This window comes from Streptomyces sp. RKAG337, from assembly GCF_023701715.1.
Taxonomy (GTDB): domain Bacteria; phylum Actinomycetota; class Actinomycetes; order Streptomycetales; family Streptomycetaceae; genus Actinacidiphila.
This window is the reverse complement of record NZ_JAJOZA010000001.1, coordinates 7,655,392-7,669,989: the sequence shown is the minus strand read 5'-3', so window position 1 is coordinate 7,669,989 and position 14,598 is coordinate 7,655,392. Positions and strand designations below refer to the sequence as shown.

At 71.0% G+C, this 14,598-nt stretch carries 13 protein-coding genes; 5 read left to right on the top strand and 8 right to left on the bottom strand.

The features are described 5' to 3' along the window. Positions 1-166 precede the first annotated feature (166 nt). The 8 genes from LNW73_RS34030 to LNW73_RS33995 form a co-directional block, all read right to left on the bottom strand. Complete coding sequence (locus tag LNW73_RS34030; protein ID WP_250992671.1) at positions 167-778, bottom strand: TetR/AcrR family transcriptional regulator; 612 nt, start codon at positions 776-778, stop codon at positions 167-169. Positions 779-907: 129 nt separating this feature from the next. Beyond that, positions 908-1,768, bottom strand: a complete 861-nt coding sequence (locus tag LNW73_RS34025; protein WP_250992670.1) for a 3-hydroxybutyryl-CoA dehydrogenase — start codon at positions 1,766-1,768, stop codon at positions 908-910. A gap of 121 nt (positions 1,769-1,889) precedes the next feature. Then, positions 1,890-3,065 (bottom strand): acyl-CoA dehydrogenase family protein, encoded by a 1,176-nt coding sequence (locus LNW73_RS34020; protein ID WP_250992669.1) that lies wholly within the window; start codon positions 3,063-3,065, stop codon positions 1,890-1,892. Between the two features lie 99 nt (positions 3,066-3,164). After that, positions 3,165-4,337, bottom strand: coding sequence for an acyl-CoA dehydrogenase family protein (locus LNW73_RS34015; protein ID WP_250992668.1), 1,173 nt, complete (start codon positions 4,335-4,337; stop codon positions 3,165-3,167). Positions 4,338-4,456: 119 nt separating this feature from the next. Next, on the bottom strand, positions 4,457-6,517 hold the full coding sequence (locus LNW73_RS34010; RefSeq protein ID WP_250992667.1) for an acetate--CoA ligase family protein: 2,061 nt from the start codon (positions 6,515-6,517) through the stop codon (positions 4,457-4,459). A gap of 2 nt (positions 6,518-6,519) precedes the next feature. Further along, on the bottom strand, positions 6,520-6,711 hold the full coding sequence (locus tag LNW73_RS34005; RefSeq protein ID WP_164292460.1) for a ferredoxin: 192 nt from the start codon (positions 6,709-6,711) through the stop codon (positions 6,520-6,522). A gap of 105 nt (positions 6,712-6,816) precedes the next feature. Continuing rightward, positions 6,817-8,049: an NADH-ubiquinone oxidoreductase-F iron-sulfur binding region domain-containing protein gene (locus tag LNW73_RS34000; protein ID WP_250992666.1), complete on the bottom strand. Its 1,233-nt coding sequence runs from the start codon at positions 8,047-8,049 to the stop codon at positions 6,817-6,819. Then, positions 8,046-8,510, bottom strand: coding sequence for a hypothetical protein (locus LNW73_RS33995; protein WP_250992665.1), 465 nt, complete (start codon positions 8,508-8,510; stop codon positions 8,046-8,048). Before LNW73_RS33995 ends, LNW73_RS34000 begins: the two co-directional genes overlap by 4 nt. 630 nt (positions 8,511-9,140) lie before the next feature. Between LNW73_RS33995 and LNW73_RS33990 the strand changes: the two genes are divergently transcribed. From LNW73_RS33990 to LNW73_RS33970, 5 genes are all read left to right on the top strand, one after another. After that, positions 9,141-10,313 (top strand): aromatic ring-hydroxylating oxygenase subunit alpha, encoded by a 1,173-nt coding sequence (locus LNW73_RS33990; RefSeq protein ID WP_250992664.1) that lies wholly within the window; start codon positions 9,141-9,143, stop codon positions 10,311-10,313. Positions 10,314-10,524: 211 nt separating this feature from the next. Next, positions 10,525-11,661: a polyamine ABC transporter substrate-binding protein gene (locus LNW73_RS33985; protein WP_250992663.1), complete on the top strand. Its 1,137-nt coding sequence runs from the start codon at positions 10,525-10,527 to the stop codon at positions 11,659-11,661. 1 nt (position 11,662) lies between these two features. Next, positions 11,663-12,559 (top strand): ABC transporter permease, encoded by an 897-nt coding sequence (locus tag LNW73_RS33980; RefSeq protein WP_250992662.1) that lies wholly within the window; start codon positions 11,663-11,665, stop codon positions 12,557-12,559. After that, positions 12,556-13,449 (top strand): ABC transporter permease, encoded by an 894-nt coding sequence (locus LNW73_RS33975; protein WP_250992661.1) that lies wholly within the window; start codon positions 12,556-12,558, stop codon positions 13,447-13,449. Before LNW73_RS33980 ends, LNW73_RS33975 begins: the two co-directional genes overlap by 4 nt. A 5-nt stretch (positions 13,450-13,454) precedes the next feature. Continuing rightward, complete coding sequence (locus tag LNW73_RS33970) at positions 13,455-14,525, top strand: ABC transporter ATP-binding protein (protein ID WP_250992660.1); 1,071 nt, start codon at positions 13,455-13,457, stop codon at positions 14,523-14,525. Positions 14,526-14,598: the final 73 nt, after the last annotated feature.

Genomic DNA, 14,598 nt, shown 5'->3' with positions numbered 1-14,598 from the left:
CCTCCTCGCATGTGCCGTGGGCAGGAGTGGTCGGGTCCTGTCGGCGGGCACGCTCAGGTCACAGCGGCCGTTCGGTTCGCCTGTTCGAGCCGTAACGGTACGCCACCCCACGGACACCCCACGCACCGGCCGCCCTTGCGGCGACGGGGGATGCGACCCGTCGCGTTCAGACCTTCGGAAAGGCCGGTGAGATCCCCAGCGCGGCGGCGATCGCTCGCCAGACCGCCTCCAGCGCGCTGTCGGAGGTGACCTTCGGATCGCTGAGCATGAGGCGGATGCCGTAGCCGTCGCACAGGGCGAGAATGTGGGTGCTGAGCGCGGCGACGTCGGTGTCGGTGAACTCGCCCGCCTCGATTCCCCGGTTCACCGCGCCGGAGACCCACTCCTGGAGCTGGTCGTACAGGTCGACGGCGAACCGCTGCGTCTCGTCGTCGCGCAGCGCCCGCACCCACAGTTCCTGCCAGAGGCGCCAGTCCTGGCGCAGCTCGGGGTCCATGGGGAGCAGACTCCGTACGATGCGGGCCAGGATGACCGACGGTGCCACCGAGTCCGCGTCCCGCTCGAGGTCCACGGTGGTGTTGGCGAACGAATGGGTCATCGCCTCGGTGAAGAGCTTGTCGCGGGTCTTGTAGTGGTAGTGCAACAGCGCGGTCGACACCCCTGCCCGTTCCGCCACCATCCACATCCGGATCTTTTCGAACCCGGTCTCGGCGATCACCTGGCAGGCGGCGGACAGGATCCGCTCGCGGGTCTCCGTCGTGCGCCCGTTCGTGGCCACGGTTGTGCTCCCCAGTTGTCGTCGGCGCGGTGACCCGACCATCCTCTCCCATGATCTGCGCCACCGGGACCGTGGGCGCGCCTCACGGACCTGGTGCCGCGGCCCCGGTGCCCGGAAACCCGGGCCCGGTCAGGCGTAGGTGTGGAACCCGCGTCCCGTCTTGCGTCCGAGCAGTCCCGCCTCGACCATCCGGGACAGCAGCGGCGGCGGTGAGTACAGGGGCTCCTTGAACTCCGCGTACATCGATTCGGCGATGGCGCGGGTGGTGTCCAGGCCGATCAGGTCGGTGAGTGCGAGCGGGCCGAGCGGGTGGGCACAGCCCAGGACCATCCCCCGGTCGATGTCCTCGATCGAGGCGGTGCCGGACTCGACCATGCGCACGGCGGCGAGCAGGTACGGAACGAGGAGCGCGTTGACCACGAAGCCGGCCCGGTCCTGGGCGCGCACGATCTCCTTGCCGAGGGTGTCGCGTGCGAAGCTCTCCGCCCGCTGGACGGTCGTTGCGGAGGTGAGGAGCGAGGGCACGAGTTCCACCAGCCGCAGCACCGGGACCGGGTTGAAGAAGTGCACGCCGACCACCTGCTCGGGCCGGGAGGTGGCGGCCGCCAGCCGGATCACCGGGATGGAGGAGGTGTTGGTGGCCAGGATCGCGTCCGGCCTGCTGACCACGGCGTCGAGCCGGGTGAACACCGCGACCTTCGTCCGCTCGTCCTCGGCGACCGCCTCGACGACCAGGTCACGGTCGTGCAGCACGTCGAGATCCGCGACGACCGTGATCCGTGCCAGTGCGGCGTCCCGGTCGGCGGCGTCGAGCTTGCCGTGCGCCGCGGCGCGCTCCAGGGACCGCGCGATCCGGTCCCGGCCGGCCCGTGCCGCCGCCGCGCCCGTCTCCGCGACCACCACATCGATTCCGGCCCGCGCGCAGACCTCGGCGATGCCGGAGCCCATGAGTCCGCACCCTACGATGCCCACCCGTGCGATGTCGGCCATCGGTTCTCCTTCATGGTGTGTCGGGGTGTGGTGTGCCGATGGGCCGGGAGCGGTCCCCGTACGGGACCGCTCCCGGGCGCTACGCGGCGTTACGCCGAACCGGGTCGGCTCCCGGCAGACGTCAGCGCGTCGCGGGAAGGTCCAGGACTCCGGTACCGCGCTTGATGAGCTCATTGGCGATGATGAGCCGCTGGATCTCGGAGGTGCCCTCCCAGATCCGGTCCACCCGCACCTCGCGGTACATCCGCTCCACCGGGTACGAGCGGTCGTATCCGCGGCCGCCGAAGATCTGCAGGCACCGGTCGATGACCCGGCCCGACGCCTCGCTCGCCGAGAGCTTGGCGATGGCCGCCTTGGCGTGCAGGCTCTTCCGGTTCTCCTCCGTCGATCCGGTGACCTCCCAGGCCACCTGGTGGGTGTAGGCCCGGTTGACCGCGATGTCCACGGCGCTGTCGGCCAGCATCCCCTGGATCAGCTGGAAATCGGCGATCCGGGACCCGAACTGCTCACGGCCCAGCGCCCACTCCCGCGCCAGCTCCAGCCCGCGCTCGGCGGCGCCGATGGTGCGGGCGGCGATCATCAGCCGCTCCTCGGTGAACCAGGAGCGGGTGATGTCGTAGCCCTCGCCGATACCACCGAGGACGGCGTCCTCGCCCGCCTCGACATCGGTGAAGGTGAACTCGGGGTGCTCGTACACGAAGGTGTGCATGAAGCGGGGCACCCGTGTCATCTCGATGCCGGGCGTGTCCTTGTCGACGAGGAACAGGGTGGGGGCGCGGTCGGGCCCCGCCGCCGCCAGCACGATCATGAAGTCGGCGTGGTCCCCGACGGTGACGAACCACTTCTCACCGTTGAGCACCCAGCCCGACGCGGTCCTGGTGGCCGTGGTGGCCAGATTCTGCGGATCGGACCCGGCGTTGGGCTCGGTGACCGCGTAGCAGTCCCGGCGCTGCCCCTTGATCACCGGGATGAGGTACCGCTCGCGCTGCTCCGGGGTGCAGAAGCGCAGCGCGTTGGCCGGGCGCCAGACCATGTCCCACAGCGCTCCGGTGAGCCGGCCCAGCTCCTCCTGGACGGTGGCCTGCTCGGCAATGGTGAGTCCGGCACCGCCCCACTCGATGGGCATGTTGATCGCCTGGAGGCCGGAGTCGAGAACGGCGTCGCGCACGGCGGCATGGGCCTGGGGCGAAAGGCCGTTGTCCGTCTCGCAGTCGTTCTCGTACCGGGTGATGAACTCCGTGAGGGAGCGCGCGGCGGTCTTGAGCTGTATCTGACGTTCGGTGAGCCGGAAGTCCATGGGGTTCCTCGCGAGGGTGATGAGCCGGTGGTGATGGGCCGGCGAAGGTGAGCCGGTGAAGGTGAGCCGGTGGTGTGCGGTGGACGGTGACGGCCGGGGTCAGGGCGTGGGCACGGCCAGGAATCCGGTGCCGCGCTTGATGAGTTCGTTGGCGATGATGAGCCGCTGGATCTCGGAGGTGCCCTCCCAGATCCGGTCCACCCGGACCTCGCGGTACATGCGCTCCACCGGGTAGGAGCGGTCGTAGCCGCGGCCGCCGAAGATCTGCAGGCACCGGTCGATGACCCGGCCCGCGGCCTCGCTCGCCGAGAGTTTGGCGGTGGCCGCCTTGGCGTGCAGGATCTTGCGGTCGGTGTGCGGCTGATCGGCCTCCCACGCCACCTGGTGGGTGTAGGCCCGGTTGACCGCGATGTCCACGGCGCAGTCGGCGAGCATCCCCTGGATCAGCTGGAAATCGGCGATACGGGACCCGAACTGCTCACGGCCCAGCGCCCACTCCCGGGCCAGCTCCAACGCGCGCTGTGCGGCGCCGACCGTCCGGGCCGCGATCATCAGCCGCTCGTCGGTGAACCACTCCTTGGTGAGGTCGTAACCCCCGCCGACGCCGCCGAGCACGTCCTCGTCACCGACGTACACATCGGTGAACGTGAACTCGGGGTGCCCGTTCACCGCGCTGTGCATGAACTGCGGGACCCGCGTCATCGTCACTCCGGGCGCGGCCTTGTCGACGAAGAACAGCGTGGGCGCGCGCTCGGGGCCGGCGTCCGCCTGGACCAGCAGGAAGTCGGCGATGTCGCCGCAGGTGACGAACCACTTCTCACCGTTGAGCAGCCAGCCGCCCTCGGTGCGGGTGGCGGTGCTGGTCCCCGAGGACGGGTCGGATCCCGCACCGGGCTCGGTCACCGCGAAGGCGTCGAACCGCTCCGCGCGGATGACCGGCAGCAGGTACTTCTCCCGCTGGCGCTCGTCGCCGTGGGCCAGGACGTTCGCGGGGCGCCAGGGGATGTCCCACAGGCAGTTGGTCACCTTGCCGAACTCCTCCTCGACGATGACCTGGTCGAGCAGGCTCAGCCCGGCTCCGCCCCACTCGGAAGGCATGTTGATGGCGTAGACCCCGGCGTCCATGGCCGCACGGGTCAACTCGGCGATCGTCTCCTTCGGCAGGGGGCCGCCGGCCGTCTCCGACTGATCCTCGTAGCCCATCAGGAGCCGGGCGTATGCGGCGGCGCGCTCTTTGAGGTCGGCCTGTTCGGTGGTGTAGCGCATATCCATGAGGGCCTCTTCGGGGGCTTGAGGGATGGCTTGGACGGGGGTGCGGATCAGGTGGGCCGGCGGGGCCCTGGTTGCGGGCGACGGGCTGCGGGCTGCGGGCGACGGGCTGCAGGCGTTCGTCAGGCGAGGACGGCTCGGGAGTCCAGGGCGAGCACGCCGTCGGGGCGTACCAGCAGCGGGTTGATCTCCAGTTCGGCGATCTCCGGGTGGGCGGCGGCGAAGGCCGTGATCCGTTCGATGGCTTCGGCCGCGGCGGACACGTCCACGGCCGGCCTGCCGCGTACACCGTCGAGCAGGGAGGCCGTGCGGAGACTTCGCAGGAGTGTCCGGGCACGCTCGGCGGAGACGGGGGCGAGGGCGAAGGCGACGTCCCCCAGCGCTTCGGCGAGGACGCCGCCGAGGCCCACCATGGCGACCGGCCCGAAGCGGGGATCATGGTTGACGCCCACGATGAGTTCGATGCCGTCCGTCAGATCGGCCATGGCCTCCACCGAGTACGCGGGCGCACCGAGCCGGGTGCGCATGTCGCGGAACGCGGCGAGCAGGGCGTCGCGGTCGGACAGGTTCAGTGCGACGCCACCGGCGTCCGATTTGTGCAGCAGGTGCAGGGCTTTGAGGACGTAGGGGCCGCCGATCTCGTCGGCGGCGGCGAGCAACTGCTCCTCGTCGCGCACCTCGCGCACCGCCGGGAAGGGAATCCCCGCGGCCTCCAGGGCGCGGCGGGTCGCCAGGTAGCCCGTCTCGCGCAGCGGTTCGGCGGCCGGCGGCAGCGGGAGTATGCCCGACGACGCCGGGTGCGGCGGCGCGGTGAGGGCGGCCAGCGCGCGGGCGGCGTCCTCGGTCGCGCCGAAGACGGCGATGCCCGCCGACGCCAGGGTCCGGCAACTGGACGACCGGGGGTACATCGACTGCACGACCAGTGGTGTGGCGACCGTGCGCTGATGGTCCGCGATCGCCCGCGCCGCCGCCGTCTCGCCGGCCGCCAGGGCCGTCCCGCCCGCCCCGAGACCGTTGTCGCCGGCCGCGTAGCCGCCGAAGTACCCGGTCAGCAGTACGGCGTCGGTCTCCTCGGCGTCCAGCAGCGCGGCCACCGCGGCGGCGTACGACGCGGGGTCCTGCTCGCCCATGCCGGCCAGGTCGACCGGGTTCACCACCGACGACTGCTCCCACAGCGCGGCCCGCAGGCCGTCCTGGGTGGCCCGGCCGAGTTCGGGCACCGTCAGCCCTGACGCCTCCACGGCGTCGGCGGCGATGACTCCGTGGCCGCCGCCGTCGGTGACGATCGCGACCCGGTGGCACCGGGACCGCCGACCGCTGTCCAGGGCGGCCAGCACGACGGTCAGCTCGCGCGGCGTGGCGACCAGTTCGATGCCGGCGTCACGGCAGGCCGCGGTGACCACATCCGAGGATGTCGTCAGTGCTCCGGTGTGCGACTGGGCGCTGCGGGCCGAGGCATCGCCGCGGCCACCGGTCAGCAGGACGACCGGTTTCCCGGCCGCGGCGGCCGCTTCGGCGAAGGCGCGGCCGTCCGCGAAGTCCTCCGCGTAGACGGCGATGGCCCGGGTGCCCTCGTGCAGGGCGCAGTCGGCGAGGAGGTCGACGAGGGTGACGTCGGCCTGGTTGCCCAAGGACACGAACCGGGAGAAGCCCAGATCGTGCGCCCCGAAGCGGAGTTGGAGCTCCAGCGCGAGGTTGCCGCTCTGGCTCAGCAGCGCCACCCCGCCGGCGGTGAAGTGGTCGGAGGCGAGATGGAGGTCCGTGGTGTTGTCCGCGATGCCGAGGCAGTTGGGTCCGACCATGACCGCCCCGGCCGCGCGCACCTGCTCGGCGATGGCCCGCTGAACCTCCCGTCCGGCCGGTCCGGTCTCGGCGAAGCCCGCGGTGATGGCCACGATCGAGCGGGCTCCGCAGGCCAGCGCCTCGTCAACGGCCGCCTCGAAGCCTGCGGCCGGGACGGAGATCACCACCAGGTCGACGGGTTCGCCGATCGCGGTGAGGCTGGTGGCCGCGGTCCGGCCCAGGACCGTTCCGCCGCGCCGGTTGACCAGGTGCACGGGACGGTGGTGCGGGGCGCGCACCGCTTGGGCCGCTATGGCGTGGCCGTACTTGGCCGGGTCGTCACTGGCTCCGACGATGGCCACCGACATGGGGTCGAACAGGGCCGACAGGTCACGTCCCATGGTCACTTCACCAGTCGCAGCGCGGCGTTGGGGCAGGAGGTGACCGCTTCGGCGGCCTCTTCGGCGGCAGCGCCGGGGACGGCCGCGGCGATCAGGTGCGCGTAGCCCCACTCGTCGATCCCGACCAGTTCCGGGGCCCGTTCATGGCACAGGCCGTAGCCCTGGCAGAGCGTGGAGTCCAGCTGGAGTTTCATGGGTGCTCCTCAAGAAATCGGGACGGCCCGGGTGGGGTCGGATGGCTTCGGGTGGGGTCGGACGGTTCGGGTGGTTTCGGATGGCGTTGAGGCGGCGGAGCCCGCTCAGGGGGCGGCGACCGTCAGGCGGTTCCCGCCGTCGGGCGGAGCGGCGGCGCAGTCCGGGCAGGGTGCGTCCAGATGCGACCGGACCAGGTGCGGGAAGTGCCGCAGCAGGGTCCCGGCGGTGCGTGCCGCGGCGTCGAGCAGACCGCACGCGCCACGGCCGGGCAGGCCGGCCGACCAGCGCAGCAGGTTGTCGCTGTCCTGGGCGGACGCCGTTCCGCTCGCGAGCGCGGCCAGGGCACCGGCGAGGGCCTGCGTGCCGGAGACGCAGACGCCGCACTGCCGGGCGCTCTGCGCGGCGAGGAAACCGGCGGCGTCCGCCGCCGCCCCGACCGGGCAGTCCTGTGGGAGCAGGAACCGGATCGCCCCGCAGCCGAGCGCCGTGCCCGCTGCCGCGAGTTCGTCGTGGTCCAGCCGCAGGTCCTGCCAGCCGTCGCCGTACAGCCCGCCGAACAGGCCGCCCATGAGCAGCGCCGTGGCCGCGTCGGAGGTGTGGGCGTCGGCCAGTGTCCGCAGGGTGGTGCCTCGAGGCGCCTCGACCAGTACGGGTTCGGTCCGCCCGCCGGAGAGGGTCACCAGGTAGGAGTCGGCCGCGGCAGCGGTGCCCGGGCCGGCGGCCAGCAGAGCGAGCCGGGCCAGGGTCTCCACGTTGGCCACCAGCGTCGGCGCGCCGCCGACGCCTCGTTCGAACGGGCGCGGGGGCTTGGCGGTGGGCAGTGCGGGGCCGCCGTCGATGCGGCGCACCACGGCCGTCTCCTCGCCCGCGACGTAGGTGTGCTCGGTCACGACGACCTCGACGGGAGTGTCCGGCGGCCGCTCGGCCAGAGCCCGTCGGACGCTCTCGGCGGAAGCGGCGTCGGAGAGGTAGACATAACCGCGCTCGGCTCCGGTCACGGACGCGGCATGGCGCAGTCCGTCGAGGACGAGGTGCGGGCGGGAGCGCAGCAGCCAGCGGTCCTTCGCCGAGCCGGGCTCGCCCTCCTCGCCGTTGGCCACCACGACCGCGGGGAGCGGCGCGTCACGCACCGCCCGGAGTTTGTCGGCGGTGGGGAACCCCGCCCCGCCCCGCCCGCGCAGGCCACGGGAGGCGACGCGGTCGAGCAGCCGACGGGGGTCGGGGGCGGGCGGGTAGCCGCCGGTCGCCAGGTAGGCGCTGAGGTCCTCTCCCCCGGGCGGCTGCGCGGTGAGCAGGCGGCGTTGGCCCGGGGGCATCAGGGAACGGATCTCGGTCATGCGGCGCCTTCGTTCGGGGTGCGGTTCCTGAGGCGCCGCAACGCCTCTTCGAGTGCCTGCCGCTGGGTGGCGGTGCGTTCGTACCCGGCCCCGGGCAGGCCGATGAGCATCCGGTGGTGGTCGAGTACGACATCGCCGGCGGTCAGCGCGGCCTCGGGGTCGCCGTGGGCCGGCGCGTCCGCGGCGTCGACCACCAGGGCGGTGACCTCGGCGAGGTAGCGGAGCCAGCTGCGCCGGCTGCCGCGCAGGATCAGCTGCTCCACCCGCTGCCGTTCGGCGTCGGCCAGGGCGGACGGCGTGCCGGTGGGTGTGCGGGAACCGTGCGGACGGGAGCCGTGTGTGTCGGATCCGAGTGCGCCTGACCCGTTGGTGCGGAAGCGCAGGGCTGCCACCACGGTGGGCAGTTCCCGCTCGGGCTCGGGGGTGAGGCCGAGCCAGACCAGATTCCGACGACAGCTCATGCGTGCCTCCGGGTACGAAGGGCCGGTCTCGGCGGGACCGAGGCGGGCGGATGGTTCGGGGTGGTCGGTTCGCGGTGGTCTGTTCGCAGTGGATGCGACAGGGTGCGGTGCGGCCCGGTGGCGGTGGGCCCGGTGGGGCCTGCTGCTCGCCGGGGCGCAGAGGCCTTGAGTGCTGTGGCCTTGGGTGCCGTGGCCTTGGGTGCCGTGGTCCTGGATGCCGTGCCCTCGGGTGGCTGCGGCCTCGGGTGGCTGCGGCCTCGGGTGGCTGCGGCCTCGGGTGGCTGTGGCCTTGAGTTGATCCGGTCCGGGATGCCGGCATCTCCCGGGGCATCCGGCCGGTGTGTTCGCGGGGGCACCGGCCGGATGCCGGTCCGGGGGCCGGTACCGGCCCCGTACACACCGGACGGTCGCAACGAGGCCGGTACGGGATACGGGGTCGTCGGCGGTCCGACAGCGCAGAGACTAACTAACTAGTTAGCCAGTCCGCAATGCTTGACATCGCCGGGGTTTGGATTCAGTCTGACTGACCAGTTAGTCAGTATGGTTACGGCCCGGCCGATCCCATGCCGGCCGTCACCCCTGCGCAGCCTCACCACCCATCGTCGCCACGGCGGCGTGGAGGAGGATCCGATGCAGCCCCCAACCACCCAGGTGCCCGTCGCCGACGGCGCTCCGGGCACCGCAGAGAACTCACCCGGGGAAGCACTCCCCGCGCGTTATTACACCGACCCGGCCATCGCCACGGCCGAGACCGAACTCGTCTTCGCCAAGTCCTGGCAGCTGGTCTGCCACGAGACCGACCTTCCCGGTCCGGGCGCCCGCCTCGCCGGCACCGTGGCCGGCCGGAGCGTACTGGTGGTCCGCACCGAGGACGGCGGCCTGGCCGCACACCTCAATGTCTGCCGGCACCGCGGCACCCAGCTGGTCAGCGCCCCGGAACCGTCCGGGAAGGCCATCCGCTGCCCGTACCACGGCTGGACCTACCGGCTGGACGGATCCCTGGTCGGCGCCCCCGAGGCCCGGCAGATCCCGTGCCTGGACAAGCCGCGTCTGGGCCTGCATTCTGTCCGCGTCGAGTCCTTCCTCGGCTTCGTGTTCGCCAACCTCGACCACGGCGCGGTGCCGCTCGCGGAACAGTGCGCCGGCCTGGCCGAGGCCATCGGGCACTACACCGGGCCGGATCTCGTACCGGTCGGCCGCGGCCGCATCCACGACGTCGCCGGAGCGGAGGTGCAGAAGGCCAACTGGAAGGTGGTCGTCGACAACTATCTGGAGGGCTACCACGTGCCCGTCGCCCATCCGGGACTGATGCGCCTGCTCGACTACCAGGGGTACACCGTCGACACCACGGAGTCGTACGCATTGTTCGAGTCCCCGCTCCGCGACAAGCCCTCCTCGAACTGGGCCGAGCGCCTCTACCAGCGGGTCGCCGCCCCCATGCCCGGCCTGGCCGAGGCGGACCGGCGGGTATGGCGCTACGTGGTGATCTATCCGAACACCCTGATCGACCTCTACCCCGACCATGTGATCGCCTGGACCGCCCTGCCCACCGCGCAGGACCGGACGGCGCTGCCGGGCGCCTTCTACACCCGGCGCGGCACGAGTGCCCGCACCCGGCTCGCCAGGCGGCTGAACATCCACATCGGCTGGATCACCAACGACGAGGACGCCGAACTGGTCGCCCGCGTCCAGGCAGGACTCGGCACACCGGGATACGAACCCGGACCGCTGTCGCGCCGCGAGGCCGCCGTGGGCTGGTTCGCCCGCCGGTTCCGCGACGACATCGAGGGGCAGCGGCCGTGAGCGGGGCCCCGGCCCGGCGCCGGAAGTCACCGCGCCCCGACGGCCCGCTTCCGTCCCGCGCGGCCTTACCGGGCACCCGCTGACATCGCCGGACCCGGCGCTGCACGCACTTCCCCAGACCGGCTTTCCTTACCGCGGAGACAGGGCCTCCGCGACCCTCATGCCGGTCCAGCCCTGGAGCTGTGCCGTTCCACTACGGAGAGGACGATCCGTGTCCCCCGAGGTACCTCCACCATCACGACGCTCCCTGCTCCGCGCGGCCGCCTTCGGCGCCCTCGGCGCCGCGGGTGCCGCCGCACTGGGCGGCTGCGGGTTCGCGCCCGTCAAGGTCTCCGACGACGAGGCCGGTGCTCCGATCGATGTGCGCGTCGACGGCGACCTCGTCTACTTCAACTGGGCCGACTACGTGGACCCGGCCGTCTTCGACGGGTTCCGCAAGGAGTACGGCGTCAAGATCATCCAGTCGAACTTCGACTCGATGGAAGGCATGGTCGCCAAGCTCAACGCCGGCAACCACTACGACATCATCTTCCCCACCGCCAAGTGGGCCCAGCGGCTGGCAAGGGGCGGCAAACTGCGCCGGATCGACCATTCCAAGCTCGCCCACAGTGAGTCCGTCCTCGGCAAGCACGCCTACTTCGCCGACCCCTGGTACGACCCGGGATCCGCGCACACGGTGCCGTTCACCGTCTACAAGACCGGCATCGGCTGGCGTCGCGACCAGATCGGCGACCTCACCGGCTCCTGGGACGACCTGTGGAACAGAAAGGCCAAGGGCAGGACGTTCCTGCTCGACGACCGTGACGAGGTCCTCGGCATGGCGGCCCTCAAGCTCGGCCTGGGCATCACCACCAGCGACACCGGTGACCTGGACCGCATCACGTCGCTGCTCAAGACACTGCGCCCGAGTCTGCGCGGCTTCTCCAGCGACAGTTACAACAACCTGCTCAACGGCAACGCGGCGATATCGCAGGCCTGGAGCGGGGACATGGCCGCGATGCTCAACCAGGCCAAGGACCCCACCGTGTTCGGCTTCCAGGCCCCCAGGGAGGGCACGCCGATCAACTCCGACTGCTACGCCATCCCCTCCAACGCCCGCCACCCCGGGACCGCGATGCTCTTCATCGACTACATGCTCCGCCCGGAGAACGTCAAGAAGAACATCGAGTACATCGGCTACCCCATGCCGGTGGCCGGCACCGAGGACGTCTACGCCGCGCTCGTCAAACCCTTCCCCGAGTGCATCGTCACCGACGACGACCTCACGGCGGACCTGTTCTTCCGCAACGGCACCCGTGCGCAGGAAGACGCGCGGGACACCGCCTGGACCCATGTGAAGGCCGGCTGACATGCTGCGACTCAAGCGCGCACGGCGCCCGCTCCCCGGCCCCTCCGCCTCCGGCGCCCGGCTGTGGGCCTGGCTCATGGTCCCCGGCACCCTGTGGATGACCGGCTTCCTGATCGCTTCCCTGCTCCTGGTGGCCACCCTCGCAGTGGGCACCACCGACGACCTCGGCAACCCCCGGTTCGGCTTCGACCTCAGCAGCATCCGGGCGCTGGCCGACCCCGCCTACGCGGACGTCATGCTGCGCTCCCTCGGCTACGCCCTGCTGACCTGCGTCATCTGTCTGCTGGTGGCCTACCCGGTGTCGTACACGATCGCCCTGCACGGCGGACGGTTCAAGAACGCGCTCATCTCGGCGATCGTCGTGCCGTTCTTCGCCAACTACCTGGTGCGTATGTACGGCTGGTCGGTGGTGCTCTCCGACGACGGGCCCGTCCTGTCCACCCTGCGCAAGCTGGGTCTGGCCGACTCCGGGACGAAAATCCTCAACACCGGCTTCGGCGTGGTGGCCGGACTGGTCTACGGATTCGTGGTCTTCATGATCATTCCGCTGTACGCGGCCCTGGAACGCATGGACGTCTCCCTCATCGAGGCGGGCCGCGACCTGTACGGCGGCCCGGTCCGCACGTTCTTCCACGTCACGCTCCCGGCGACCCGCCAGGGCGCGGCGGCCGGCCTGGTCCTGGTCTTCCTTCCGGCCATGGGCGACTTCGTCAGCGCCCAACTCCTGGGAGGACCGGACCAGATCATGATCGGCAATCTCATCCAGGACAAGTTCTTCCAGGGCCAGAACTGGCCGCTGGGCTCGGCTCTCACCATGATGCTGATGCTGGTGCTGCTGATCGGCATGCTCGGCTACCTGCGGCGCACCCGCAAGGACGAGGCGGAGGCCCGCCAATGACCGTAGACAGTCCCTCCACCGCCACCCGGCCGTCCCCGGCCCTGCCTCCACCGGCCCGCCGTCCGCGGGTCCGGCGGCACGGCGCCGAGCGCAAACCCCGCTTCGCCATCGCGGTCACGGCGCTGTTCTTCGCGCTGCTCTACCTGCCCATCGTCGTGGTGGTGCTGTACTCGTTCAACTCCAAGAAGTCGCTGACCGTCTTCGGCGGTTTCAGCCTGCGCTGGTACCGCGCCTTTCTCCATGACGACGTGCTGCTCGGCTCGCTCGGCGCCAGCCTGAAGATCTCTCTGGTGGCCATGGCCGGATCCATCGTGCTCGGTGGGGCGCTGGCCCTCGGGCTGGTCCGCTGCCGCAGCCGCCTGGGCTCCCTGGCCGGTCTGGTCCTGCTGGTCCCGCTGATCACCCCGGAGATCGTCACCGGGGTGGCGTCGATGCTGCTGTTCAAGGGGCTGGGCATCACCTTGTCCACCGGCACGGTGATGATCTCCGAGATCACCTTCTCCATCTCCTATGTGACCGTGATCCTGCGCTCACGCGTCGCCGCCCTCAACCCGGAGGTGGAGGAAGCCGCGATGGACCTGGGCGCCACCCGGTGGCAGGCGCTGCGGCTGGTGACCCTGCCGGCGCTGCTGCCCGCGGTTCTGGCCTGCGCGGTGCTCATCTTCGCGCTGGTCTTCGACGACTTCGTCCTCGCCTATTTCACCACCGGCGTCGATCCCCAGCCGGTGTCCGTACGGATCTACTCGGCGATCCGCTTCGGGGTACAGCCCACCATCAACGCCCTGGGCACGCTGATGCTCGCCGGATCCATCGGGCTGATCGCGCTGGCCCTGGCCATTCCCCGCCTGTTCGGCCGTCGCGGCGGCCTCGATCTCCTCTCAGGGAAGTGACAGCCATGGACACGACTCCCGCAGTCCGGCTCGACGGCGTCTCCAAGCAGTTCGCGGACTCCTACGCCGTCCGTGACGTCACCCTCGACATCGCGGCAGGCCAGTTCTTCTCCCTGCTCGGCCCCTCGGGCTGCGGCAAGACCACCTCGCTGCGCATGATCGGCGGGTTCGCCGACCCCACCGAGGGCGCCGTGCTGCTCGCCGGGGAGGACGTGACCGCGCTGCCGCCGAACAAGCGCAACGTCAACACCGTCTTCCAGAGTTACGCGCTGTTCGACCATCTCAGCCTCACCGACAACGTGGCCTTCGGCCTCAAGCGCAAGCGCGTGCCCAAGGCGGAGATCAAGCAGCGGGTCGGCGACATGCTGGACCTGGTCCAGCTCGGCGGGCTCGCCAAGCGCAAGCCCGCGACCCTGTCCGGAGGCCAGCGGCAGCGGGTGGCCCTGGCCAGGGCACTCGTCAACCGGCCGGCGGTACTGCTGCTCGACGAACCGCTGGCCGCCCTGGACCTGAAACTGCGCCGCCAGATGCAGGTGGAACTCAAGCAGATCCAGCGCGAGGTGGGCATCACCTTCGTCTTCGTCACCCACGATCAGGACGAGGCCCTGACCATGTCCGACCGGGTGGCCGTGATGAACGCGGGCCACGTCGAACAGTGCGGCACGCCCGAGGACGTCTACGAGCACCCCGCCAGCCGCTTCGTCGCCGCGTTCATGGGCACCTCCAACCTGATGACCGGGACCTATCGCGGCGGCGACATCGTGCTCGAACAGGGGCTGTCGCTACCGGTGGGGCGCCGCGACGGCGTCGCCGAGGGCAGCGCGGTGAGCGTGTCCATCCGGCCGGAGAAGATCTGGCTGTCCGACTTCGAGCCCGGCATGTCGGTGATGCGCGGAGTGATCAGGGAGACCGTGTACTCCGGACCGACGACGACCTATCTGATCGAACTCGCGCCGGGCGTCACACTGTCGGCGCTGGAGCAGAACACTGCGCGGTCCCGCATGGAGGACCGGTGGAGCGGCGGCGAGAGCGTGGAACTCGGCTGGAAACCCGAGCACTGCCTCGTCCTGAGCTGAGCCCACCGATCCGGGCACCATCGCCCCACCCCCGGCGAACCGTCCCGCCCCACGCACACCGCTCCACCGCGCC

Excerpts from the sequence above, each read along its gene's own strand:
- LNW73_RS33990 (WP_250992664.1), top strand. The coding sequence starts at position 9,141 with ATGCAGCCCCCAACCACCCAGGTGCCCGTCGCCGACGGCGCTCCGGGC.
- LNW73_RS34020 (WP_250992669.1), bottom strand. The coding sequence starts at position 3,065 with ATGGACTTCCGGCTCACCGAACGTCAGATACAGCTCAAGACCGCCGCG.
- LNW73_RS34015 (WP_250992668.1), bottom strand. The coding sequence starts at position 4,337 with ATGGATATGCGCTACACCACCGAACAGGCCGACCTCAAAGAGCGCGCC.
- LNW73_RS34000 (WP_250992666.1), bottom strand. The coding sequence starts at position 8,049 with ATGACCGAGATCCGTTCCCTGATGCCCCCGGGCCAACGCCGCCTGCTC.
- LNW73_RS34010 (WP_250992667.1), bottom strand. The coding sequence starts at position 6,517 with ATGGGACGTGACCTGTCGGCCCTGTTCGACCCCATGTCGGTGGCCATC.
- LNW73_RS33975 (WP_250992661.1), top strand. The coding sequence starts at position 12,556 with ATGACCGTAGACAGTCCCTCCACCGCCACCCGGCCGTCCCCGGCCCTG.
- LNW73_RS33980 (WP_250992662.1), top strand. The coding sequence starts at position 11,663 with ATGCTGCGACTCAAGCGCGCACGGCGCCCGCTCCCCGGCCCCTCCGCC.
- LNW73_RS34005 (WP_164292460.1), bottom strand. The coding sequence starts at position 6,711 with ATGAAACTCCAGCTGGACTCCACGCTCTGCCAGGGCTACGGCCTGTGC.
- LNW73_RS33995 (WP_250992665.1), bottom strand. The coding sequence starts at position 8,510 with ATGAGCTGTCGTCGGAATCTGGTCTGGCTCGGCCTCACCCCCGAGCCC.
- LNW73_RS34025 (WP_250992670.1), bottom strand. The coding sequence starts at position 1,768 with ATGGCCGACATCGCACGGGTGGGCATCGTAGGGTGCGGACTCATGGGC.
- LNW73_RS33970 (WP_250992660.1), top strand. The coding sequence starts at position 13,455 with ATGGACACGACTCCCGCAGTCCGGCTCGACGGCGTCTCCAAGCAGTTC.